Consider the following 20209-nt stretch of genomic DNA (forward strand, 5'->3'; position numbering starts at 1 on the left):
TCTGTGAGCGAGCCTTCAGCGAGTGAGAACGCTGTGGGCTGGGTCAAGAGCGAGCGGCAGCTCGAACGCGAGCGGATCCGCAGGTCGCGGGCCCGGCGCTCGACGTCCATCGCCGGCGCCTCGACGATCGTCTTCCTCGTCCTGGCGGCGGTGGTGGTCACCCACTCGCCCGGCTGGCCGCGGGTGCGGGAGTCGTTCTTCAACCCCGAGTGGTTCGTCAAGGCGCTGCCGGAGGTCCTGGCCGGGTTCCTGCTCAACATCAAGATCTTCCTGATCGCGGAGCCGCTGATCCTGCTCGTCGGTGTGCTGGTGGCCCTGGCCAGCACGGTTACGGCGCCCGCCTTCTTCCCGATCCGGGCGCTGGCCACGCTCTACACCGACATCTTCCGCGGCGTGCCGACGATCCTGGTCATCTACCTGGTCGGCTTTGGGTTGCCCGCGCTCAGGCTGCAGGGCATTCCGACGGATCTGGCCACGCTCGGCATCATCGGCCTGACGCTTTCGTACGGCGCGTACGTGGCCGAGGTGTTCCGCGCGGGCATCGAGTCGGTCCATCCCAGCCAGGTGGCGGCGGCCCGCTCGCTCGGTCTGAGCCACGCCAAGGCGATGCGCTTCGTCGTGCTCCCGCAGGCCACTCGCCGGGTCGTCCCGCCGCTGCTCAACGACTTCATCTCCCTGCAGAAGGACACGGCGCTGGTGGCCACCATCGGGCCGCTGGAGGCGCTGAGGCAGGCGCAGATCATCGCGGCCAGCAAGTTCAACTACACGCCTTACCTGGTGGCGTCGCTGCTGTTCATCCTGCTCACGATCCCGATGGCCCGCTTCACCGATCACCTGGCCGCCCGTACGCGAAGGAGGCGCGGATGAGCCTGCTGACCATCGACGGGGTGTGGAAGAACTTCCGCGGCCACAGCGTCCTGCGCGGCATCGACCTGGAGGTACGCCCGCACGAGGTGGTCAGCCTGATCGGCGCGTCAGGGTCGGGCAAGTCCACGCTGCTGCGCTGCGTCAACCTGCTGGAAACCATCGACGACGGCGCGATCCACCTCGACGGGCAGGAGATCACCGACCCTCGGGCGAACGTCGACGACGTACGCAGGCGGCTGGGCATCGTGTTCCAGGCGTTCAACCTGTTCCCGCACATGACGGTGCTCGACAACATCACACTCGCGCCCCGGCGGGTGCACGGAGTGGCCAAGGCCGAGGCGGAGGAGCAGGCGGGCGAGCTGCTGGCCAGGTTCGGGCTGGCGGACAAGGCCCGCTCCTACCCCGACCAGCTCTCCGGCGGCCAGCAGCAGCGGGTGGCCATCGTCCGCGCGCTGGCCACCAAGCCACGGCTGATGCTGCTCGACGAGGTCACCTCGGCGCTCGACCCGGTGCTGGTCGTGGAGGTGCTCCAGGTCATCAGGGAGCTCAAGGACTCGGGCATGACGATGATCCTGGCGACGCACGAGATGGGCTTCTGCCGCGACATCTCCGACACGGTGTGCTTCCTGGACGGCGGCGTCATGCTGGAGAAGGGCCCACCGGAGATGATCTTCACCGATCCGGAGCACGCCCGTACGAGGGACTTCCTGCGGGCGGTGCTGGACTCCGGGCGGCTCTAGAGCGGTGCCCACGAACATCGGGCGGGTATCCGCTCCCCGAAGGGGGTCCCTTCCTGGAACCCCGACCACAACGGACCGCTTCTCCCCGATGGGGTTACCTTCTAAGGACCTCAGCCACGGCGGACCGTTCTGTCCGCCCCCCGGAGGGGGTATCCCTCCCGAAGGACACCAGCCACCACGGACCGTCACAGTGATTGAGACGGTTGTGACAAAGCACCCGGGCTTAACGCCGATGGCGCCCTCTGGCGTGGTTCAGGGGAGGCAGCTCGGGCTGGGCCAGCAGGCTGTGGCGCCGACCGTACACAAGATAGACGAGCAGCCCGAAAGCCATCCACAGGGCGAACCACGCCCAGGTGAGCACCTGCAGATTCACCATCAGCCAGAGCGTCGCCACCAGGGACAGCGCGGGCAGCAGCGGCGAGAGCGGGACGCGGAAGCCGCGGTCGAGGTGCGGCATCCGGCGCCGCATGACGATCACGCCCGCCGCGACGAACATGAACGCGAACAGCGTCCCGATCACCACCAGTTGCTGCAGCGTGAACACCGGTACGAGCTCGGCCAGCAGGATCGCGATCACTCCGATGAGCAGCGTGACCCGCGTGGGGGTGTGATATTTACGGCTGATCGTGGCCAGACGGCGCGGCATCAGGCCGTCGCGGGCGATCGAGAACAGTACGCGCGTCTGCCCCACGATCAGCACCAGGATGACCGTGGTCAGCCCGAGCACCGCGCCGATGTCGATGACGTGCGCCATCCAGTCGACACCCACAACGCGGAACGCGCTGGACAGCGGCGAGTCGGGGGAGATGCCGGTGTAGGGGATCATGCCGACCATGACCACGGCCACCGCGAGGTAGATGACCGTGGCGATCACCAGGCTGCGGATCATGCCCTTGGGGATGGCCCTGGAGGCGTTCACGGTCTCCTCGGCGGCGGTGGCGACGACGTCGAAGCCGATGTACGCGAACGCGATGGCCGACGCCGCCGCGAACACCCCGAACCAGCCGAACGCGTGACTCTGCCCCACGACCACGTCGAGCACGGTCGCCGCCGGGCTGGTGGTGGGCTTCGGCTCGGTGTAGAGGTCGCCGAAGTTGGCCACTTTGACGTACCGCGCCCCGACGACGATGACCGCCCCGATGGCCAGCAGCTTGGCCGCCACCATCACCCACAGCGCCCGCAGCCCGACCCGCGCGTTGAGCGCCACGACGCTCGTCAGCACCACCAGGATGAACAGGACGAACACGTCCTCGACCACGTTCTGGTACGGCAGGCGCACCCCGAACCCGGTGATCGCCCGGACGGTGATCAGGGCCCAGGCCCTGGCCACCACGGCGGCGGCCAGCTCGAGCTCCAGGATCAGCGCCCAGCCGATGATCCACGCCCATACCTCGCCGAAGATGACGTAGGTGAAGGTGTAGGCGCTGCCCGAGGTCGGCATCGTGGACGACAGCTCGGCGTAACACAGACAGGCCAGCAGGCAGGCGATCCCGGCGATCATGAACGAAAGGATCACCCCGGGGCCGGCCATGGTCGCGGCCTGCTGCCCGGCGATGCTGAAGATGCCCGCGCCGATCATCACGCCGAGCCCGAGCACGACCAGATCGGCGGGCCGGTAGAGCTCGGAGAGGCTGTGGCGCGCGCCTGTGCGTAACCCGGTCGCCGCTTCGGGCGGCAGCCGCCGGAGGATCGTGGACAAAGGCACACCCCGCTCAGGGAACCCGCCCACAGTGCCGCACCACATGCGTAACAGCAAGCACGGGACGATTACGCCCCGGTCACCAGCCATGCCGTACCGAGCGCCCGCTGTCCCAGCGTGATCAAACGTGCGATCATCCACACCCCGAGCGCGCACCAGAGTGCGACGATGCCGAATTCCGAGGCGAGAAAGGCACACGGCAGGTACGCGAGCGTCGTCCACAGGGCCGCCCACGCGAGGTAGCGCTGGTCACCCGCGCCGATCAGCACCCCGTCGAGCACGAACACCACGCCGCACACCGGCTGGAACAGCGCCACCGGCCAGAGCACGGCCAGCAACTGCTCGGTCACCTGTGGATCGGCGTCGAACAGGCCGGGCAGCAGCGGCCGGGCCGCGACGACGAGCACGCCGAGCACGAACCCCGACCAGAGGCCCCACTGCACCATGCGCCGGGTCGCGGCCCTGGTGGCGGCCACGTCTCCGGCGCCGAGCGTACGGCCGGTGATGGCCTGTCCGGCGATGGCGATGGCGTCCAGGGCGAAGGCCAGCAGGGTCCAGACCTGGGTGGCGATGGCGTACGCGGCCAGCTGGGCCTGGCCCATCCTGGTGGCCACCACGGTCGCCGCGATCAGTACGACGCGCAGGCAGAGGGTCCTGATGAGCAGCGCGAAGCCGGCCGTACCCGCCTGCTTGACGCCCGCCAGGTGCGGCGTGAGCGATATGCCGAGCCGCAGCGCGCCCCTGGCCACCACGACGAGGTAGACGGCCGCACCCAGCGTTTGAGCCAGCACGGTGCCCCAGGCCGAGCCCGCGATGCCCCAGTGCAGCCCGAGCACGAACCACGCGTTCAGCCCCGCGTTGAGCGCGAACGAGCCCACCGCGACGGTCAGCGGCGTGACCGTGTCCTGCAGGCCGCGCAGCACGCCCGTCCCGGCCAGTACGACCAACATGCCGGGCGCGCCGAGCAGCGAGATGCGCAGGTACGTCGTAGCCTGCCCGGCCTGCTCCGGGACCGCCCCGAACAGCCCGACGATCGGCGGGGCGAGCGGCCAGCAGACCGCGATGAGGGCGGCGCCGATGGCCAGCGCGAGCCAGATGCCGTCCATGCCGCTGCGCATCGCCCTGGCATGATGGCCCGCACCGGTCTGGCGGGCTACGGACGCCGTCGTGCCGTACGCGAGGAAGACACAGAGGTTCACCACCGTGGCCAGGATCGTGCCCGCGACGCCCAGGGCGCCCAGGGCGGTGGTGCCCAGCCCGTGCCCCACGATGGCATAGTCGGCGAGCAGGAAGAGCGGCTCGGCGACCAGCGCGCCGAACGCGGGCACGGCCAGGCGCAGAATCTCCCTGTCCTGCAGCGTAATGGGCATTTACCCATTATGACCATTACACGGCGTGTCGGGCCAACTTTCTTTCCTCCACAGCCGGTGGACAAAGTTTTCGCAGGTCAAGAGGGGTGCTGTGGATTGTGGACAGAGTTATCCACAGCTCCGTCCACAGTTGTTTCACACCCTGAGCCGAATAGTGCACAGCTTGACCACAGGGTTGTCCACAGGCCGCGTTGCCGTCTCACCGCGAACCCGCGAAACTGTCACACCGGTCGACTACAAGTGGGGGTGGTGCGACCGCCTGCAAGGTGTTGAGGGGGCGCGGTGAGCATTGACGAAGAGGGCGGCGGAGGCCCGGGGTTCGAACGTACGCCGCCCAGCAACATCGAGGCGGAGCAGTCAGTGCTGGGCGGCATGCTGCTGTCCAAGGACGCGATCGCGGACGTGGTGGAGCTCATCCGCTCCGACGACTTCTACCGGCCCGCCCATCAGATGATCTATGACGTCATCACCGACCTCTACGGCCGCGGCGAGCCCGCCGACGCCGTCACGGTCTTCGACGACCTGCAGAAGCGCGGCGAGATGGCTCGCGTCGGAGGTGCCGCCTACCTCCACACGCTGACGGCCGTCGTCCCCACCGCGGCCAACGCCGGCTACTACGCGAAGATCGTCCGTGAGCAGGCCATCCTCCGCCGCCTCATCGAGGCCGGCACGCGCATCGTCTCCTTCGGCTACGGCGGCCAGAACGAAGAGGTCGACGACCTGGTCGACCGCGCGCAGGCGGAGATCTACAAGGTCACCGAGCGACGCACGTCCGAGGACTACGCGCCGCTGGCCGACATCATGCCGGGCGCCCTCGACGAACTGGAGGCCATCGGCAGCCGCAGCGGCCAGATGGTCGGCGTGCCGACCGGCTTCCAGGACCTCGACCAGCTCACCAACGGCCTGCACCCGGGCCAGATGATCGTCGTCGCCGCCCGTCCGGCCATCGGCAAGGCGCTGGCGCTCGACACGCCGCTGCCCACCCCAGCGGGCTGGACGACCATGGGCGAGGTCGCGGTCGGTGAGTGGCTCCTCGGGGCCGACGGCAGGCCGACACGGGTGGTCGCGGCCACCGAGGTCATGTACGACAGGCCGTGCTATGAGGTGGAATTCAGCGACGGCACGGTGATCGTCGCGGACGCCGGGCACCAGTGGCGGACGGCGCACGGCGTGCTGACCACAGAGGAGATCTTCAAGGCTGACGGAGGGGCGGCCCACGCGATCGCGGTGTCGGCGCCGTTCGCGCTCGACGAGCGGGAGCTTCCCGTGCCGCCGTACGAGCTCGGTGTCCGCCTCGGCGACCTCGGCAGCGCCGATCCGGACAAGCACATCCCCTCGCCCTACCTGCGCGCCTCAGAGAGACAGCGACGCGACCTGCTGGCCGGCCTGCTCGCCTCGGACGGCTTCGCTGTGGAAAAGGGGCGGATCCTGTTCGGGGGCGCCGTGGCGAGCCGGCGGCTCGCTCATGACGTGCACGAGCTCGTCCTGAGTCTCGGCTACAACACCACCATGCGCGCCGGCCACGGCTACTCGCTCGACTTCACCACAAAGGCCCGCTCCATCGTGGACGTACGCCCGATCCCCTCGCAGCCGGTCCGCTGCGTCGAGGTGGACAACGCCGACCACCTCTACCTGGCGGGCAGGACGTGCGTCCCCACCCACAACAGCACCTTGGGGCTCGACTTCGCCCGATCCGCGGCGATCAAGCATGGGATGACCACCGTCATCTTCTCGCTGGAAATGTCGCGCAACGAGATCACGATGCGTCTGTTGTCGGCCGAGGCGCGGGTGGCGCTGCACAGCATGCGCTCGGGCAGCATGGGCGACGACGACTGGACCAGGCTGGCCCGGCGGATGAGCGAGGTGGCCGAGGCGCCGCTGTTCATCGACGACTCGCCCAATATGTCGATGATGGAGATCCGGGCCAAGTGCCGGCGCCTGAAGCAACGCAACGACCTGCGCTTCGTGGTCATCGACTACCTCCAGCTGATGAGCTCGCCGAAGAAGACCGAGAGCCGCCAGAACGAGGTCTCGGAGATCTCCCGTGCGATCAAGCTGCTGGCAAAGGAGCTGGAGGTGCCGGTCATCGCGATCTCCCAGCTCAACCGAGGCCCCGAGCAGCGCACGGACAAGCGGCCCGCGGTCAGCGACCTGCGCGAATCCGGAAGTATTGAGCAAGATGCGGATATGGTCATTTTGCTCCATCGCGAGGATGCTTATGAGCGTGAGTCGCCCAGAGCAGGTGAGGCGGACCTTATAGTTGCTAAGCATCGAAATGGTCCAACTGCCACCGTCACTGTTGCCTTCCAGGGACATTATTCACGCTTTGTTGACATGGCCACCCACTAGTATTATTCGAAGTCTATGGGAGGAAAACTGGCCGAGTCAGAGAAGGCGGATGTTGTTCAGCGTTATGCGGCGGGAGAAAGCGCCTCGAGAATCGCGAAGTCGTTCGGGTGACTCGTCAGGCCGTCGTGGGCATCCTTCGCCGGCGTGGCATCGCAATACGTGTCAACACGAAGCTGACCTCACAGCAGAAAGCGGCGGCTGTCGAACGCTATATAGCGGGTGAAAGCTCTACTCGGATCGCAGCCGCCTTCAAGGTCTCGGACATGGCCATCCTGGGCATTCTCCATAGACGTGGAGTCGCGATACGTGGCAAGCATTCTCTTCGAGAGGACGCATTTGATGATCTTTCGGCTGATGCCGCGTACTGGATCGGATTCTTGTTCGCGGACGGCACTGTATATTTTCGGAAGGGTTGGAAGCCTCATATTGGCGTAGGTCTGTCGAAGCGAGACCGAGAACATCTTGTTAAGTTACGGGATTTTCTCGGCTCGACTCACGCAATTTCGGATATATCTTCCAATCGTGCGTGCACCTTCTCGGTGCGATCTGAAAAGCTGGCAGATAGACTCCTCGCTCTTGGTCGTTACAGCGGGCCCATAGATCGTACGCTTGCCAAGTCACGCCATTTTTGGCGCGGCGTGCTGGATGGAGACGGCTCGGTGGGTGAGTACGGCGGGAAGGCGCAAGTGAGACTGGTCGGAAAGCGTCGGCTGTTGGAGGCTTTCAACGAGTTCCTCGCGTCTCACGGCATGACGGGTCTCACGGTGCGCCCGCACAAGAGCATCCATATCATCGGAACAACTGGCAAGCCCGCTAAGAAGATCATCCATCTGTTGTACGGCGATGCCCCAACCGTGCTGGATCGCAAAGCAGACGTCGCCCGTCGTATTCTGGCCGATTCCGTGAGCAAGTGCGGCTGATCATGAGCACAGTCCGAGCAAGTCCGCGTGATCATGAGCTTGATAACGTTCCGTGTCGTCGGACTTAGGGGACTTTTGTTCGCTATCTATTCGGCGGCCATCCGCGCGGCCGAGCTCGTGGAGCGCAGCAGCGGCATGAAGCAGTCCAATCGCCGAAACGGCTTCTGGATTCGCTGCCATCAAGCCGCCTCGTCCGTGGGATCGGGCGTGGGCGCCAGTCGCACGCTGCCGGGCTGGGTCTTCTCATCGGGGAAGACCCACTTCCGGAACGCCCAGAAGCGGAAGATCATGGCGATCAGCGTGCCGATGATCTGCGCGCTCATGAAGTCGGCGATCTCCTGGGTCACCAGGCTCACATCCGGGGTCTCCAGGTGAAACACGTACCGGGAGATCCATAGCGGCGCGGAGCTGAGCACCAGACCGACGCCACTGACCAGGAAGAACAGCGCCGCCTCGTGGCGGCGCTCGCGGCCGCCCCTGGTCCGGAACGACCATTCGCGGTTCAACACGTAGGACACGATCGTCGCCACGAGCACCGCGATGATCTTCGCGGTCACCGGCTTCGGTTCCAAAATGGTGAGCTTCAGCCCGTAGAACACCGTGTTGTCCACCAAGAACGCTGTTCCACCCACCACCGCGAACTTCAGGAGCTCGCGGTGCTTCAGCGCAAGGGCGTGCAGCGGGTCCGGTAATCTTTCGAGCACTGCTTTTGCTATTCGGAGCACCCTCGATCTTCTCACCGGTCCGACATCGCGGAGCGTAATCTTTCGAAGGGGTATCCAAGGGGATTCCCGGACGCGACAGGTCTTACCGCCGGAGGAGGTCCCCTCGTAGGGACCCCGGCCACAACGGACCTGCTTCTTCTTCGCCCCCGCAGGGGGTATCCCTCCATAGGGAGCTCAACCGCTCCGGACCTGCTTCTTCCTCGCCCCCGGAGGGGGTATCCCCCATGGGGACCTCAACCGCCACGGACCGTCAAGGGGATTGAGACGATTGTGTGACGACCACCTAAGGAACCGAGGTTCCGCGATTCCGTGAGCATGGATTCCGTGAGCATAAAGGCGGGGCGGCAACTCCCGGCCGGTTCAATAGCCGATGGTGAAGCGCCGCTGGACGAAGCGCGGCAGTTCCGCCTCGTCGACGAGGGCGACGGCGGCGTCCTCCGAGGAGATACGGCTGCGTCCGTCGGCGTCGAGGACCGGTTGGTCGCCACCGATCCGGAAGCGGCCGGTGCGCTGGCCGGGAGCGATGTCCTCGGCAGGGCTGAAGTAGGTCCAGAGCCGGTTGGACGTGCGCAGAACGTTCAGGGCGTCCCGATGCCCGCGTACGGCGGCGGCGTACTCCCTCGGCAGCCCAATCTGATCGAGACTCTCGTGCAGGAGTTCGTCGGAGTCGGCTCGTACGAGGCCAGGCTCGATCTCCAGGCTGCCGGCGCCGCCGATCACGATCAGCCGGGTCCGGGGGTGACTCTCCAGCGCCCTGAGCAACGCTCGGGCGGCGGTGGCGTAGACCGTGGGATCGGCGATCGAACGCGACACGGTGTCGGCGAAGTCGTCGGCGGCGTTGCCAGGCTGGAATCCGCTGATCAGGACGTCCAGCCCGGGCAGGACCGCGGCGACGCTTCCGGCATCGAGGACGTCGACGCTCTTCCAGACGATGTTCTCGCGCTCTTCGCTGATCCGGGTGGCGTCGCGGCTGAACGCTGTGACGTGATGCCCCCGGTGGAGGGCTTCGGTGACGACGCGGCTTCCGATGCCGCCTGTGGCTCCGATGATGCCGATGCGCATGGGTCTCCCTATGTGTTCGCTGTCAGACGCGTGCTTCGCTGTCAGACGCGACGAGACTATACGGCGTGAAGTTTTTACACGGCAAGCAGTCTAGTGACGCTGTAGAGTGGCCGCTGTGGGAAGTACGGGAGGGCGCCGCGAACGGCTGCGGGTCGAGACGACGACGGAGATTCAGCAGGTCGCGCTCAGGCTGATGGCCTCGGGCGGACCCGACGCGATCACATTGCGGGCCATCGCCCGTGAGATGGGCATGACCGCCAATGCGATCTACGGCTACTTCGCCACCCGCGACGATCTGGTCACGACGCTGATCAACGAGGTCTACACCGCGCTGGCCGACGCCGTGGACGCCGCCTGGGCCAAGGCCCCGGCCGCGCGTCCGGCCACTCGGATCCAGACATGGGCGCGCGCCTTCCGGGACTGGGCTCTGGCCAATCCCGAGGGATTTCGCCTCATCTATGGCGACCCCGTGCCCGGCTACCACGCTCCCGAGGGCGGCGCCGCCCCGGAAGCCGCGCACCGGGTCTGTACGGGCATCGCCGCTCTGGCGGATGCCGCCTGGCCGCACGCCCAACGCCTTTACGCGCACAGCGACTTCCAGTGGTCCGACTTCGACGGCGGGCTTCTCGGCAAGGTCCGCCCGGCGTTCCCCACCTTGCCGCCGGCCGGCGTGGCACTCGCGCTGCGCATCTGGGGCCATCTGCACGGCCTGGTGTCACTGGAGATCTACGGACACCTGCGTACCCAGACGATCAGTCCCGACAAGCTCTTCCAAGAGGAACTGGCCCAGCTCGTCCGGTCACTGGGCATCGAATCCGAGGCATGACCCGCGACGGTCGCCGCCGCGGCTCGACGGCGGCTCGCAGGCCCTCGGCGGCGTTGCCGGGCGGCATGCGCGAGTCCTGCCGTCGGGCGGGACTGACGACCGTGACAAGCGTCGGGCCGCCCGAATGACAAGCCGTCTTCCGCGGAGGCTGACGCCCCGGCGGGCCTCAGCCTCCGCCGACGGTGCTGTCCGTCTTCTCACTGGTGCCGGTGGAGTCGTCCGTCTTCTCACTGGTGGACGGGCCGTCGCCGGTCGAGTGAGTAGCCGGGGGAAGGTTCAGCGCGATTGCCTCGCAGGGGGCCACCGCCCCCTTGACCACCTCCAATGAGATCGCGGTAGGCGGCTTGTCCGCCTGGTCGACCGAGACCGCCAGGACCAGCGTCTGGCCGGAGCCCGCCTGCCCCTTGCCGATCAGGAACGCCATCCCCGTGCCGACCGTCCTGATCAGGAAGCTGTTCTTGGCCCGCCCGTCGCCGGCCCCGTGCCCGCCTCGGGGGTTCTTGCAGGTCTGGTCCGCCGGCAGGTAGTCGACCACCGCCGTCACCCCCGCCGCGGCCAGCTTGGCCGTCAGCTCACCGGGGTCGCGGAACTCGCTGATCCGCACCTCGACTGATCCGTCCGCGTTCCTGGTCACGGCGAAGGCCGGGGTGGCGGCGCCGCCATACACATTCATGGCCACCACGGTGGCCGCTGTGACTCCCGCCACCGCGGTGGCCAGTCCCACGACACGCCCGGTCCTGCGGCGTCGCGCCGGTGCCTGGACGACCGGGTCCGCCCTCCTGGCGGCGATGTCCTCCTTGAGCGCGCTGAGCAGACGATCCTCGAAGTTGTTCATGCCTGTCCCTCCACGTACACAGCCGACGGCGAAGCGACGTCTTCCAGGGCGCGTCTGGCCCGATGCAGGCGGACTCGGGCGGTCACCCCGTTGATGCCCAAGGCCACGGCGGCCTCCTTGACGGTGAGCTGATCGATCGCCACGAGTTCCAGCACGGCCCGCTCGCCCTCGGGCAGGTCGCCCATGGCCGCCAGCGCGCGCCGCATCTGGCGCTCGGCGTCGATCCGCTCCTCCATGCGGTCGAGGTCGTGGTCGTCCATCATTCGCCGGCCCGCGACGCGGCTGGTCGCCTTCGCCTCGCGGGCCGTGCGTCGATACTGGGCGGACACGACGTTGCGCGCCACGCCGTACAACCAACCGGTCTCGCTGCCTCGGCCGGGGCGGTAGGTGTGCCCGGAGTCCAAGACCGCCAGGAAGATGTCGGCAGTCAGGTCGGCGGCCAGATGAGCATCGCTCACCCGGCGTACGACGAACCGCATGACGCCATCGACATGGCGGCGATAAAAGGCCTCAAAGGCCTCGGGGTCCTCGTTGAGGCGCACAGGCCTCGCTCCCTTCGTCGCTCGCCCTACACCTCTACTTGGACCGAGCGACCCGAAGCGTTTCCGGTCAGGACGGCACCGCTGACCGACATGTCGTCCTGGCGGGTGCCGTTGACGTGCGTCGGGCGGAGGTCAGAGCGGTCGGAGCCGTTCGGCGACGTCGAGCCAGACGGTGACCTCGGTGGCGGTGAAGTGCCGGATCGCCCAGTCGACCATGCGCAGGCTCATGTGCGCCCAGCAGGCCGGCGCCGCCTCCTCGGACACCATTCCGTCGAGGGGCCGAGCGAGCTCCGGGGCCCGGTGTGTGAGGTCGAAGCGCAGCGTGAAGAGATCGAAGTCCGCGTCACCCCGCGTGGCGCCATCCCAGTCGATCACTCCGGTGACCGTGCCCGAGGCGTCGACCAGCACGTTCTCGGGATGGAAGTCGGTGTGTACGAGGTCGTCGCCGTCCAGCCGCTCGGGGAGGGCGGCGCCGATCTCCTCGACCTGGTCGAGCAGCCGCCGCGTGCGCCTGTCGTACGTCCGCAGCGGCTCGTGCAGGCAGAAGCCCGGTCCGTCGGCGCGCAGGAAGAGCGCGAATCCGGGCAGGTCCGTACGGCCGGCCAGCAGGCCGCGGCAGCGCAGGTTGACGTCGAGCATCGACTCGATCGTGACCCGGGAGGGCTCGAGCGGGGGAGAGCCCGGCAGCAGCTCCTGCACCACGACGGGCGGGCGCACCAGCTCGTAGCGCGGCGCAGGGACGCCCGCCGCGCGGGCCACCTCCAGCAGCGCGCCGACATCGGGTCCGCGGCTGAGCACCGACCGGCGGCCGTCGGGCCAGCGCACGTACGCGGCGCCGACCTGGCCGCCGGGGCACGGGCCTTCATAGACGAGCGGGGCGTCGAGCTCTCGCAGGACACCGTCGATGTCGAGGCGGGGCACGCGGGGGAGTGTCACGAAGACCGATCCTCGCCGGTCCTTCAGCTGTGACACAACTTCCGGTGTGACACAACAGACAGCGGCTCCCGGAATCCCGGCTGATCGTCCCAGTGCTGCAACGAGAGAGTGAGCTTCAACTGAAGGGAAGCACGCCATGACCATCCTCGTCGCCTACGACGGCTCGGCCGACTCGCGCGCCGCCATCGAGTTCGCGGCCAAGCACCTGGCCGCCGAGCCCACGGTCATCGTGACCGTGTGGGAGCCGCTGCTCGTACAGCTCAAGAGGTATCCGCTGGCCGGTGCCGCGGTCCTCGCCGACTCCAGTGAGGAGTGGCGGGTCCAGGCCGAGCAGTACGCCAAGGAGGGGGCCGAGCTGGCGATCGCCGCCGGGCTCGCGGATGTGACGTATCGGGCGGTGGCCGACAACGAGTCGATCTGGCGGACGATCGTGGACGTCGCGGACGAGGTCGACGCGTCGCTGGTCGTCACGGGGTCACGAGGACTGGCCGGCGTACGCTCCGTGCTCCTGGGCAGCGTCTCCAACCACGTGCTGCACCACGCCCACCGGCCGACCCTGATCGTCCCACCGACCAAGCACTGATTCGCCGGGTATCCGTTCCCGAAAGGGACCCTCAATAGGGACAGCCGCGACGGACCCTCCCGCCCCGAAGGGGCTATCCCTTCAAAGGGACCCCCACCACGACGGGCCGTCTTCTCTCTCCCGCCCCGAAGGGGCTATCCCCTCAAAAGGACCCCAACTACGACGGACCGTCACAGGGACCGAGACGGTCGCGGGACGAACCGCCCGAAAGACCGCACTAGCAGGCGGCCTGCGGGGCCGAGCAGCCTTCCTTGAACGGGGTGAGCCGGGTGTCGATGCGCCTCGCGCCCGGCCCCTCGTTGCCCAGCCGGTCGTGCGGGTTGGCCAGCGCGCACCGGTCGAGCGACAGGCACCCGCACCCGATGCACTCCGTGAGGTCGTCGCGGAGCCGCTGCAACTGCTCGATCCGGTCGTCGAGCTCGCTGCGCCAGGCCGCCGACAGCCGCGCCCAGTCGTCACGGGTGGGCGTGCGCTCCTCGGGCAGCTCGCCCAGGGCGTCCTTGATGGTCCGCAGCGGGATGCCCAGCCGCTGCGACAGCCGGACGAACGCGACCCGGCGCAGCGTGTCACGGGTGTAGCGCCGCTGGTTGCCCGCGGTGCGACGGCTCCCTATGAGCCCCTTGGCCTCGTAGAAGTGCAGCGCCGACACGGCCACGCCGCTGCGCTCGGCGAGCTGGCCGACGGTCAGCTCCTTGGAGTTCCACGCCACCTTGGTCATAACCTCAAGATTACTTGAGGAACACTGGCCGGAAGTGGGTGACCAGTTGCCGGCCGTCGAAGATGTGCAGCGCGTACGCGGGCGGCAGGTCGTACGTGACGGGGATCTCGGCCTCGGTCTCCACGTTGGTCAGGCAGGTGGAGATGACGCCGGGTGCGACGACGAGCGGCAGTCCGGCGAACCGGGCCGACACGGCGGTGTGCGCGTGGCCGGTCAGCACCCCGGCCACGTGCGGGTGCCGTGACAGCAGGTCCGCCAGCCGTTCCGGCTCGCGTAGCCGGATCTGGTCGACGTACGGGATGCCCAGCTCGATCGGCGGATGGTGCATCCCCACGAACGCGGGGACGTCGGGCCGCTCCGACAGCACCTCGTCGAGCCAGGCCAGCGTGTCGTCGGCCAGGTAGCCGTGGTGGTGACCGGGCACGCTCGAATCGGCCAGGGCGATGGTCAGGTCGTCGAGCCTGAGCGCCTGGTTGGCCGGGCCGAGCAGCTTCTCGAACTCGGGCACCGCGTCATGGTTGCCCGGACAGATGGCCAACGGCCGCTCATCGCGGAGCAGCTCCTCCGCGATCGCGTATTCCTCCGGCGACGCGTGGTCGGCGATGTCACCCGTGACCAGGACGGCGTCGAGGCGCAGCGTACGCAGATGCTCCATGACCTGCCGTGTACGCTCGACGCTTTCGTCGGAGCCGCCGATGTGGGTATCACTGATCTGCGCAAAAATCGCCACCTGAGCACCCTATTCCACGTGGACGGGCCGCTCGAAGAACGTCTCCAGCACGACGACCGTCTGGGTCCCGGTCACGCCGTCCACCTCGAACACCTGCCGCAGGACCTGCTGTAACTCCCTCGTGTCGGCCGTACGGACCTTGAGCAGCACCGAGGCCGGACCGGCGATGACGTGTGCCTCCTCGACCGGCGCGATCGCCGCCAGCCGCGCCGCGGAGTCCCCCATCCAGGCGCCGCCGTCGACCAGCACGTACGCCACGACCTCGCGCCCGAGCGCGGCCGGATCCACCTCGATCGTGGTGCGCTTGATCACCCCACGCTCGCGCAGCTTGCGCACCCGCTCGTGCGCCGCCCCGCTCGACAGGCCGACCGCCTTGCCGAGAACCGCGTACGACCGCGTCGCGTCTTCCTGAAGCAGGCCGATCAGCATCTTGTCGATCTCATCCATGACAGTATGATATTCGACTATGCAGCCTATTCACCAAACCTCATATGGCAACATCCCCACGGAGCTGGAGGTGCTCGACGAGCGCTTCGCCACGGTCAACGGCGACGACCTGATCGAGCGCCTCTACTTCGGCACCCGCTGGGCCGAGGGGCCCGTCTATTTCCCGGCGGGCCGGTTCCTGGCCTGGAGCGACATCCCCAATGACCGCATGCTGCGCTGGGACGAGATGACCGGCGCCGTGGGCCCGTTCCGGCAGCCCGCCGGCTACGTCAACGGCAACACGCTCGACCGCCAGGGCCGCCTGATCTCGTGCGAGCAGGGTCAGCGCCGGGTCACCCGCACCGAGGCCGACGGCTCCATCACCGTGATCGCCGACCGGTGGCAGGGCAAGCGGCTCAACAGCCCGAACGACGCGGTGGTCCGCTCCGACGGCTCCATCTGGTTCACCGACCCCGCCTATGGCATCGACAGCGACTACGAGGGCTTTCGGGCCGAGCCGGAGATCGACGGCTGCCATGTCTACCGCGTCGATCCGGTGACGGGCGAGGTGAGCCGCGTGGCCGACGACTTCGACCGGCCCAACGGGCTGGCCTTCTCGCTGGACGAGTCCCGTGTGTACATCGCTGACACCCGCCGCAGGCACATACGCGTGCTCGACGTGCACGACAACGGCACGCTCTCGGGCGGCAAGGTCTTCGCGCAGGGAGGCGACGACGACCGCTTCGACGGGATGCGGCTGGACGACACGGGCCGGGTGTGGGCGGCGGCGGGCAAGGCGGTGCTCTGCCACGACCCCGACGGGACGCTGATCGGCCGACTCCGCCTGCCCGACGATGTCGCCAACCTGGTGTTCGGCGGCCTCAAGCGCAACAGGCTCTTCATCGCGGCCTCGTCCTCGCTCTACTCGGTGATGCTGAACGTCACGGGCGCCCGCCCCGTCTGGTCGTAGCGCTACTCCCGGCGAAAGCAACCGGATCAGCGCTACTCCCAGCGCAAACAACCGAATGAGCACTACTCCCAGCGGAACAACCGGATCGCGATCCCGCCGAAGACCAGCAGCCCGGCCGCCATGACGACGAGGTGCAGCGGCTGCGGCGCGTGGCCCGCCCAGGTGTCGCGCAACGCCTGGGCGAACGGCCCCGCCACTGAATAGTCGCTCACCACCCGCAGCGCGTCCGGCATGACCTCGCGCGGAATCCACATACCCGCCACGAACATCAGCGGGAACATCACCACCGACCCGATCCCCGGCGCCGCCTTCCCCGACGGCGCGACCGAGGCGATCACCAGCCCCAGAGCCAGCAGCGCGGCCGAGCCGAGCAGGAAGACCAGCGCGAAACCGGGGAGCTGCTTGGGTATCGCGACGCCACGCACCAGGTTCCCGACCACCACCAGGAGGACGACCGACACGGTGCCGATGGCCAGGTTGATGATGAGCTGGGCGGCCAGCAGCCGCCCCGGCGGAACGGGCGTCGTCGACATCCGCCTGAGCACCCCCTGCTCGCGATAGGTGACCAGGACGGCCGGCAGCACCGTGCAGGCGAGTGTCAGCACCGCGAGCAAGGTCATCTGGGCCGGTAGCTGGGTGTCGATGAACCGCTGGCCGCCCATCGCCGGATCGGCCTTGGACAGGTCGGGGATGCCGCCGAGCGCCAGCAGCAGGGCAAGCGGCAGGCCGATGGTGAAGACCATCGTGGGCCACTGCCGCAGATGCAGCTTGGTCTCGACGAAGAGGATCTTCCTCATGACAGTTTCCTTCCGGTCAGTGCGAGGAACGCGTCGTCGAGCGTGGCCTGCTCGATGCGCAGATCGGCGGGTACGACCTCGTGCCGGGCGAGCGCCAGCATGACGGAGGTGGCGAGGTCGCCGGTGCCCGTCACCACGACCTGCTCGCCGGTCCTGGCCACCTCGCTCACCTCGGGCAGAGCCAGCAGGAGGTCGTCGGAGAAGGGCGCGGTCGGCCGGAACCGCAGCCGCTGCGCCCCGCCCACCTGGGCGATCAACCCCGTGGGCGTGTCGGTGGCGACGACCCGGCCCGCGTCGATGAGCGCGACGCGGTCGCAGAGCCGCTCGGCCTCCTCCATGAAGTGGGTGACGAGCACGACCGTCACACCGGAGTCGCGTACCTGCTCGACCAGCTGCCAGGTGTCCCTGCGGGCCTGCGGGTCGAGGCCGGTGGTGAGCTCGTCGAGCACCGCGACACGTGGCCGGCCCACCAACGCCAGTGCGATGGACAGGCGCTGCCGCTGACCGCCGGAGAGCTCGGCGAAACGCTCCTCCCGCTTGCCGCCGAGCCCGACGCGCTCGATCAGCTCGGACCAGTCGGCCGGATCCGGATAGAAGGAGGCATAGAGATCCAGCGCCTCCCACACCTTGATCTTGTCGGGCAGCGCGGCACTCTGCAGCTGCGCGCCGAGCACCCGCCGCAACGCGTCCCTGTCCTGGTGGGGGTCGATGCCGGTCACGCGTACGGTGCCACGATCGGGAGTGCGCAACCCCGCGACGCACTCGACGGTCGTGGTCTTGCCGGCGCCGTTCGGCCCGAGGATGCCGAAGATCTCGCCATCCGACACCTCGAACGACACGTCATCCACCGCGACATGATTCGGGTACCGCTTGTGGAGGTTCCTGACCTCGATGACTTTCATGCCTTAGACGCTAGGAATTCCGGCCCTCACGGAGAATCGGGCTGGGTACCCGGTGAAGGTGTATCTAGGTGCAATATGCGGGATGCTCCGGATCGCGCACACTGGGAGCATGCTGAGAAGGTACGCCCAGGCCGCGGGGCTGCTGGCGCTGATCCTCGTCGAGGTGCCCGCCGCCGTCGTCTCCTTCGGCCTGCTCGTCCTGACCTTCGGCCTCGGGGTGGTCCCCCTCCTCCTGCCGCAGGTGCGGCTGGTCAGGCGGGTGGCGGAGCACAGGAGGCGGCTGGTCGGGGAGTGGTTAGGGGTCCGGATCGACTCGCCGTACCTGCCCAAGCCGCCGCCCCCGCAGCGGCAGGCCGACGGGATGTACCGGTCGAACCGCACGCTGTACAAGTCGCCGCGGGTGCCGGCCTGGAACGACCGGTGGAAGTGGCTGGTCACCGACCCGGCGACCTGGCGCGACTGCCTTTGGCTGGTCCTGGACCCGGTGGTAAAGCTGGGCCTGCTGCCGCTTTTCCTGCTGCTGCCCGACCGCGGGCTGCGCGTCTACGGCATGTGGAGCGAGCTGGTGCTGGCCCCGACCGCGGCGAGCCGCCTGGCGGGGCAGGTCAGCCACCTTCAGCGGGTACGCAACCTGGCGGCCGACACCCAGTCCGCGGAGATGCGCAGGATCGAGCGCGACCTGCATGACGGCACGCAGGCGAGGCTGGTGGCGATCGGCATGACGCTCGGCGCCGTCGAGCAGCTCGTCGACACCGACCCGGCCGCGGCGAAGGCGCTGCTGTCCAAGGTCAAGGAGGCGTCCTCGGAGACGCTGACCGAGCTGCGTACCGTCATCCGCGGCATCCACCCGCCGGTGCTGGCCGAGCGCGGGCTCGCCGACGCTGTGCGCGCCCTGGCCATCGACAGCCCGCTCCGGGTGAACGTGGACGTCGACCTGCCGCACCGCCCGGAGCCGCCGGTTGAGGCCGCCGCCTACTTCGCGGTCAGCGAGCTGCTGTCCAACGCGGCCAGGCACGGCGGGGCGGCCACGGCCACCGTCGACATCAGCGGCAACGGCCCCGACCTGCGGATCTCCGTGATCGACGACGGCATGGGCGGCGCCGACCCCAGCAAGGGCAGCGGCCTCCTGGGTATAGAGCGGCGGCTGGCCGCCTTCGACGGGGTGCTCGCGGTGAACAGCCCGCCCGGCGGGCCGACCACGGTGACCATGAGCATGCCCAAGGTCCTGCCGAACCACTGGGCGGGCAGCCTGCCCAAGCTGCCGCGCTGGAAGGCCGCCGTGGTGGTCACGCTCTGGCTGACCTCCTGGTGCCCGCTGTTCCCGCAGGGCATCGTGGCGGGCATCTTCAAGGTCTTCGGCATCGAGGAGAAGGCCTGGTTCCTCGCGCTGTACATGCCCGAGCCGTGGCAGTGGCCGGTCATCCTGTTCATGATCGCGCTCGGCTGCGCCATGTACCTGACGGCCACCCTGCTCCCGGCCTGCCACAACAGGGATCGCTGGTGGGCGGAGGCGACGTCTCGCCGTCTATGGTTCAGCAGATGAACCGCGTTCTCGTCGCCGAAGACCTCTACCTGCTCAGGGACGGCCTGGTCCACCTGCTCCAGGCGCACGGCTTCACGGTCGTGGCCGCCGTGGAGAGCGGGCCCGAGCTGCTCAAGGGGCTGATCGAGCTGCGCCCCGACGTCTCGATCGTGGACGTACGGCTGCCGCCCACCTTCACCGACGAGGGCCTGCAGGCCGCCCTGGCAGCCCGCAAGCAGGTGCCCGGCCTGCCGATCCTGGTGCTGTCGCAGCACGTCGAGCAGTTGTACGCGCGCGAGCTGCTCGCCGACGGGTCCGGCGCGATCGGCTACCTGCTCAAGGACCGGGTGTTCAACGCCGAGCAGTTCATCGACGCCGTACGCCGGGTCGCCCAGGGCGGCACCGCGATGGACCCCGACGTGATCGCCAAGTTGCTGGCCAGCAACGCCAGGAACGAGCCGCTGGCCGCCCTCACGCCACGCGAGCGGGAGGTGCTGGAGGCGATGGCCGAAGGGCGCTCCAACGCCGCCATCTCCCAGCGGCTCTACCTCAGCGAGAGCGCGGTGGCCAAGCACACGGCCGGCATCTTCGCCAAGCTGGGTCTGGCGCCTTCTGACGATGACAATCGCCGGGTTCTGGCGGTGCTCGCCTACCTCAACAGCAGATAGCCGCATTGTCGGTGACACCGGC

General features: G+C 68.2%; 22 protein-coding genes. 10 read left to right on the forward strand and 12 right to left on the reverse strand.

Going from position 1 to position 20209, the window contains the following annotated elements; genetic code table 11:
- The first annotated feature begins 3 nt into the window (after window positions 1–3).
- Window positions 4–867, forward strand: a complete 864-nt coding sequence (locus tag AB0L53_RS08265; protein ID WP_363992073.1) for an amino acid ABC transporter permease — start codon at window positions 4–6, stop codon at window positions 865–867.
- A complete protein-coding gene (locus tag AB0L53_RS08270) occupies window positions 864–1607 on the forward strand; it encodes an amino acid ABC transporter ATP-binding protein (protein WP_363992075.1) in 744 nt (247 codons plus the stop codon). The genes AB0L53_RS08265 and AB0L53_RS08270 overlap by 4 nt, the downstream gene beginning before the upstream one ends.
- A gap of 223 nt (window positions 1608–1830) precedes the next feature.
- Here the strand turns inward: AB0L53_RS08270 and AB0L53_RS08275 are convergent, their stop codons facing one another.
- On the reverse strand, window positions 1831–3312 hold the full coding sequence (locus tag AB0L53_RS08275; protein ID WP_363992804.1) for an amino acid permease: 1482 nt from the start codon (window positions 3310–3312) through the stop codon (window positions 1831–1833).
- 62 nt (window positions 3313–3374) lie between these two features.
- Window positions 3375–4676: an MATE family efflux transporter gene (locus tag AB0L53_RS08280; RefSeq protein ID WP_363992077.1), complete on the reverse strand. Its 1302-nt coding sequence runs from the start codon at window positions 4674–4676 to the stop codon at window positions 3375–3377.
- A gap of 282 nt (window positions 4677–4958) precedes the next feature.
- On the opposite strand from AB0L53_RS08280, the gene dnaB reads away from it, so the two are divergent.
- Both dnaB and AB0L53_RS08290 read left to right on the forward strand, forming a co-directional pair.
- A complete protein-coding gene (gene dnaB / locus AB0L53_RS08285; RefSeq protein ID WP_363992079.1) occupies window positions 4959–7025 on the forward strand; it encodes a replicative DNA helicase in 2067 nt (688 codons plus the stop codon).
- Window positions 7026–7132: 107 nt separating this feature from the next.
- On the forward strand, window positions 7133–7945 hold the full coding sequence (locus AB0L53_RS08290) for a hypothetical protein (RefSeq protein WP_363992080.1): 813 nt from the start codon (window positions 7133–7135) through the stop codon (window positions 7943–7945).
- A gap of 179 nt (window positions 7946–8124) precedes the next feature.
- On the opposite strand, the gene AB0L53_RS08295 is transcribed toward AB0L53_RS08290, so the two are convergent.
- Entirely contained in the window at window positions 8125–8649 is a 525-nt protein-coding gene (locus tag AB0L53_RS08295) for a GtrA family protein (protein ID WP_363992082.1), read from the reverse strand.
- A gap of 381 nt (window positions 8650–9030) precedes the next feature.
- Window positions 9031–9732 (reverse strand): NAD(P)H-binding protein, encoded by a 702-nt coding sequence (locus AB0L53_RS08300; protein ID WP_363992086.1) that lies wholly within the window; start codon window positions 9730–9732, stop codon window positions 9031–9033.
- Window positions 9733–9847: 115 nt separating this feature from the next.
- On the opposite strand from AB0L53_RS08300, the gene AB0L53_RS08305 reads away from it, so the two are divergent.
- Both AB0L53_RS08305 and AB0L53_RS08310 read left to right on the forward strand, forming a co-directional pair.
- Complete coding sequence (locus AB0L53_RS08305; protein WP_363992088.1) at window positions 9848–10558, forward strand: TetR/AcrR family transcriptional regulator; 711 nt, start codon at window positions 9848–9850, stop codon at window positions 10556–10558.
- Window positions 10555–10686 carry a hypothetical protein gene (locus tag AB0L53_RS08310; protein ID WP_363992090.1) on the forward strand — a complete coding sequence of 44 codons (132 nt, stop codon included), beginning with the start codon at window positions 10555–10557 and terminating at the stop codon, window positions 10684–10686. Before AB0L53_RS08305 ends, AB0L53_RS08310 begins: the two co-directional genes overlap by 4 nt.
- 38 nt (window positions 10687–10724) lie before the next feature.
- Here the strand turns inward: AB0L53_RS08310 and AB0L53_RS08315 are convergent, their stop codons facing one another.
- From AB0L53_RS08315 to AB0L53_RS08325, 3 genes are all read right to left on the reverse strand, one after another.
- The gene (locus AB0L53_RS08315; RefSeq protein ID WP_363992092.1) at window positions 10725–11393 is read right to left on the reverse strand and encodes a hypothetical protein; all 669 of its coding nucleotides are present in this window, start codon (window positions 11391–11393) and stop codon (window positions 10725–10727) included.
- A complete protein-coding gene (locus AB0L53_RS08320; protein WP_363992093.1) occupies window positions 11390–11935 on the reverse strand; it encodes an RNA polymerase sigma factor in 546 nt (181 codons plus the stop codon). The genes AB0L53_RS08315 and AB0L53_RS08320 overlap by 4 nt, the downstream gene beginning before the upstream one ends.
- A gap of 132 nt (window positions 11936–12067) precedes the next feature.
- Window positions 12068–12871 (reverse strand): phosphotransferase, encoded by an 804-nt coding sequence (locus tag AB0L53_RS08325; RefSeq protein ID WP_363992095.1) that lies wholly within the window; start codon window positions 12869–12871, stop codon window positions 12068–12070.
- A 136-nt stretch (window positions 12872–13007) separates the two neighbouring features.
- Between AB0L53_RS08325 and AB0L53_RS08330 the strand changes: the two genes are divergently transcribed.
- Window positions 13008–13454 carry a universal stress protein gene (locus AB0L53_RS08330; protein WP_363992097.1) on the forward strand — a complete coding sequence of 149 codons (447 nt, stop codon included), beginning with the start codon at window positions 13008–13010 and terminating at the stop codon, window positions 13452–13454.
- Between the two features lie 217 nt (window positions 13455–13671).
- Here AB0L53_RS08330 and soxR read toward each other — a convergent pair whose 3' ends face one another.
- Genes soxR through AB0L53_RS08345 form a run of 3 tightly spaced genes read right to left on the reverse strand, consistent with a single transcriptional unit; the run spans window position 13672 to window position 15349 of the window.
- Complete coding sequence (soxR, locus tag AB0L53_RS08335) at window positions 13672–14172, reverse strand: redox-sensitive transcriptional activator SoxR (protein ID WP_363992099.1); 501 nt, start codon at window positions 14170–14172, stop codon at window positions 13672–13674.
- 10 nt (window positions 14173–14182) lie between these two features.
- The gene (locus tag AB0L53_RS08340) at window positions 14183–14902 is read right to left on the reverse strand and encodes a metallophosphoesterase (protein ID WP_363992101.1); all 720 of its coding nucleotides are present in this window, start codon (window positions 14900–14902) and stop codon (window positions 14183–14185) included.
- Between the two features lie 9 nt (window positions 14903–14911).
- Window positions 14912–15349, reverse strand: a complete 438-nt coding sequence (locus AB0L53_RS08345) for an Lrp/AsnC family transcriptional regulator (RefSeq protein WP_358176776.1) — start codon at window positions 15347–15349, stop codon at window positions 14912–14914.
- Window positions 15350–15368: 19 nt separating this feature from the next.
- Here AB0L53_RS08345 and AB0L53_RS08350 point away from each other — a divergent pair, with 19 nt between their 5' ends.
- On the forward strand, window positions 15369–16298 hold the full coding sequence (locus AB0L53_RS08350) for an SMP-30/gluconolactonase/LRE family protein (protein WP_363992103.1): 930 nt from the start codon (window positions 15369–15371) through the stop codon (window positions 16296–16298).
- Between the two features lie 62 nt (window positions 16299–16360).
- Here the strand turns inward: AB0L53_RS08350 and AB0L53_RS08355 are convergent, their stop codons facing one another.
- A complete protein-coding gene (locus AB0L53_RS08355; protein WP_363992105.1) occupies window positions 16361–17095 on the reverse strand; it encodes an ABC transporter permease in 735 nt (244 codons plus the stop codon).
- The gene (locus AB0L53_RS08360) at window positions 17092–17997 is read right to left on the reverse strand and encodes an ABC transporter ATP-binding protein (RefSeq protein WP_363992106.1); all 906 of its coding nucleotides are present in this window, start codon (window positions 17995–17997) and stop codon (window positions 17092–17094) included. Before AB0L53_RS08360 ends, AB0L53_RS08355 begins: the two co-directional genes overlap by 4 nt.
- Before the next feature lie 109 nt (window positions 17998–18106).
- Here AB0L53_RS08360 and AB0L53_RS08365 point away from each other — a divergent pair, with 109 nt between their 5' ends.
- Together AB0L53_RS08365 and AB0L53_RS08370 are read left to right on the forward strand one after the other, a co-directional pair.
- The gene (locus AB0L53_RS08365) at window positions 18107–19540 is read left to right on the forward strand and encodes a histidine kinase (RefSeq protein ID WP_363992108.1); all 1434 of its coding nucleotides are present in this window, start codon (window positions 18107–18109) and stop codon (window positions 19538–19540) included.
- Entirely contained in the window at window positions 19537–20187 is a 651-nt protein-coding gene (locus AB0L53_RS08370; RefSeq protein ID WP_363992109.1) for a response regulator transcription factor, read from the forward strand. The genes AB0L53_RS08365 and AB0L53_RS08370 overlap by 4 nt, the downstream gene beginning before the upstream one ends.
- Window positions 20188–20209 lie beyond the last annotated feature (22 nt).

The sequence above is a fragment of the Nonomuraea sp. NPDC052129 genome (assembly GCF_040680095.1).
Taxonomy (GTDB): domain Bacteria; phylum Actinomycetota; class Actinomycetes; order Streptosporangiales; family Streptosporangiaceae; genus Nonomuraea.

Excerpts from the sequence above, each read along its gene's own strand:
- AB0L53_RS08270 (WP_363992075.1), top strand. The coding sequence starts at position 864 with ATGAGCCTGCTGACCATCGACGGGGTGTGGAAGAACTTCCGCGGCCAC.
- AB0L53_RS08280 (WP_363992077.1), bottom strand. The coding sequence starts at position 4,676 with ATGCCCATTACGCTGCAGGACAGGGAGATTCTGCGCCTGGCCGTGCCC.
- AB0L53_RS08300 (WP_363992086.1), bottom strand. The coding sequence starts at position 9,732 with ATGCGCATCGGCATCATCGGAGCCACAGGCGGCATCGGAAGCCGCGTC.
- AB0L53_RS08310 (WP_363992090.1), top strand. The coding sequence starts at position 10,555 with ATGACCCGCGACGGTCGCCGCCGCGGCTCGACGGCGGCTCGCAGGCCC.
- AB0L53_RS08315 (WP_363992092.1), bottom strand. The coding sequence starts at position 11,393 with ATGAACAACTTCGAGGATCGTCTGCTCAGCGCGCTCAAGGAGGACATC.
- AB0L53_RS08330 (WP_363992097.1), top strand. The coding sequence starts at position 13,008 with ATGACCATCCTCGTCGCCTACGACGGCTCGGCCGACTCGCGCGCCGCC.
- soxR (WP_363992099.1), bottom strand. The coding sequence starts at position 14,172 with ATGACCAAGGTGGCGTGGAACTCCAAGGAGCTGACCGTCGGCCAGCTC.
- AB0L53_RS08345 (WP_358176776.1), bottom strand. The coding sequence starts at position 15,349 with ATGGATGAGATCGACAAGATGCTGATCGGCCTGCTTCAGGAAGACGCG.
- AB0L53_RS08350 (WP_363992103.1), top strand. The coding sequence starts at position 15,369 with ATGCAGCCTATTCACCAAACCTCATATGGCAACATCCCCACGGAGCTG.
- AB0L53_RS08355 (WP_363992105.1), bottom strand. The coding sequence starts at position 17,095 with ATGAGGAAGATCCTCTTCGTCGAGACCAAGCTGCATCTGCGGCAGTGG.
- AB0L53_RS08360 (WP_363992106.1), bottom strand. The coding sequence starts at position 17,997 with ATGAAAGTCATCGAGGTCAGGAACCTCCACAAGCGGTACCCGAATCAT.
- AB0L53_RS08365 (WP_363992108.1), top strand. The coding sequence starts at position 18,107 with ATGCTGAGAAGGTACGCCCAGGCCGCGGGGCTGCTGGCGCTGATCCTC.
- AB0L53_RS08370 (WP_363992109.1), top strand. The coding sequence starts at position 19,537 with ATGAACCGCGTTCTCGTCGCCGAAGACCTCTACCTGCTCAGGGACGGC.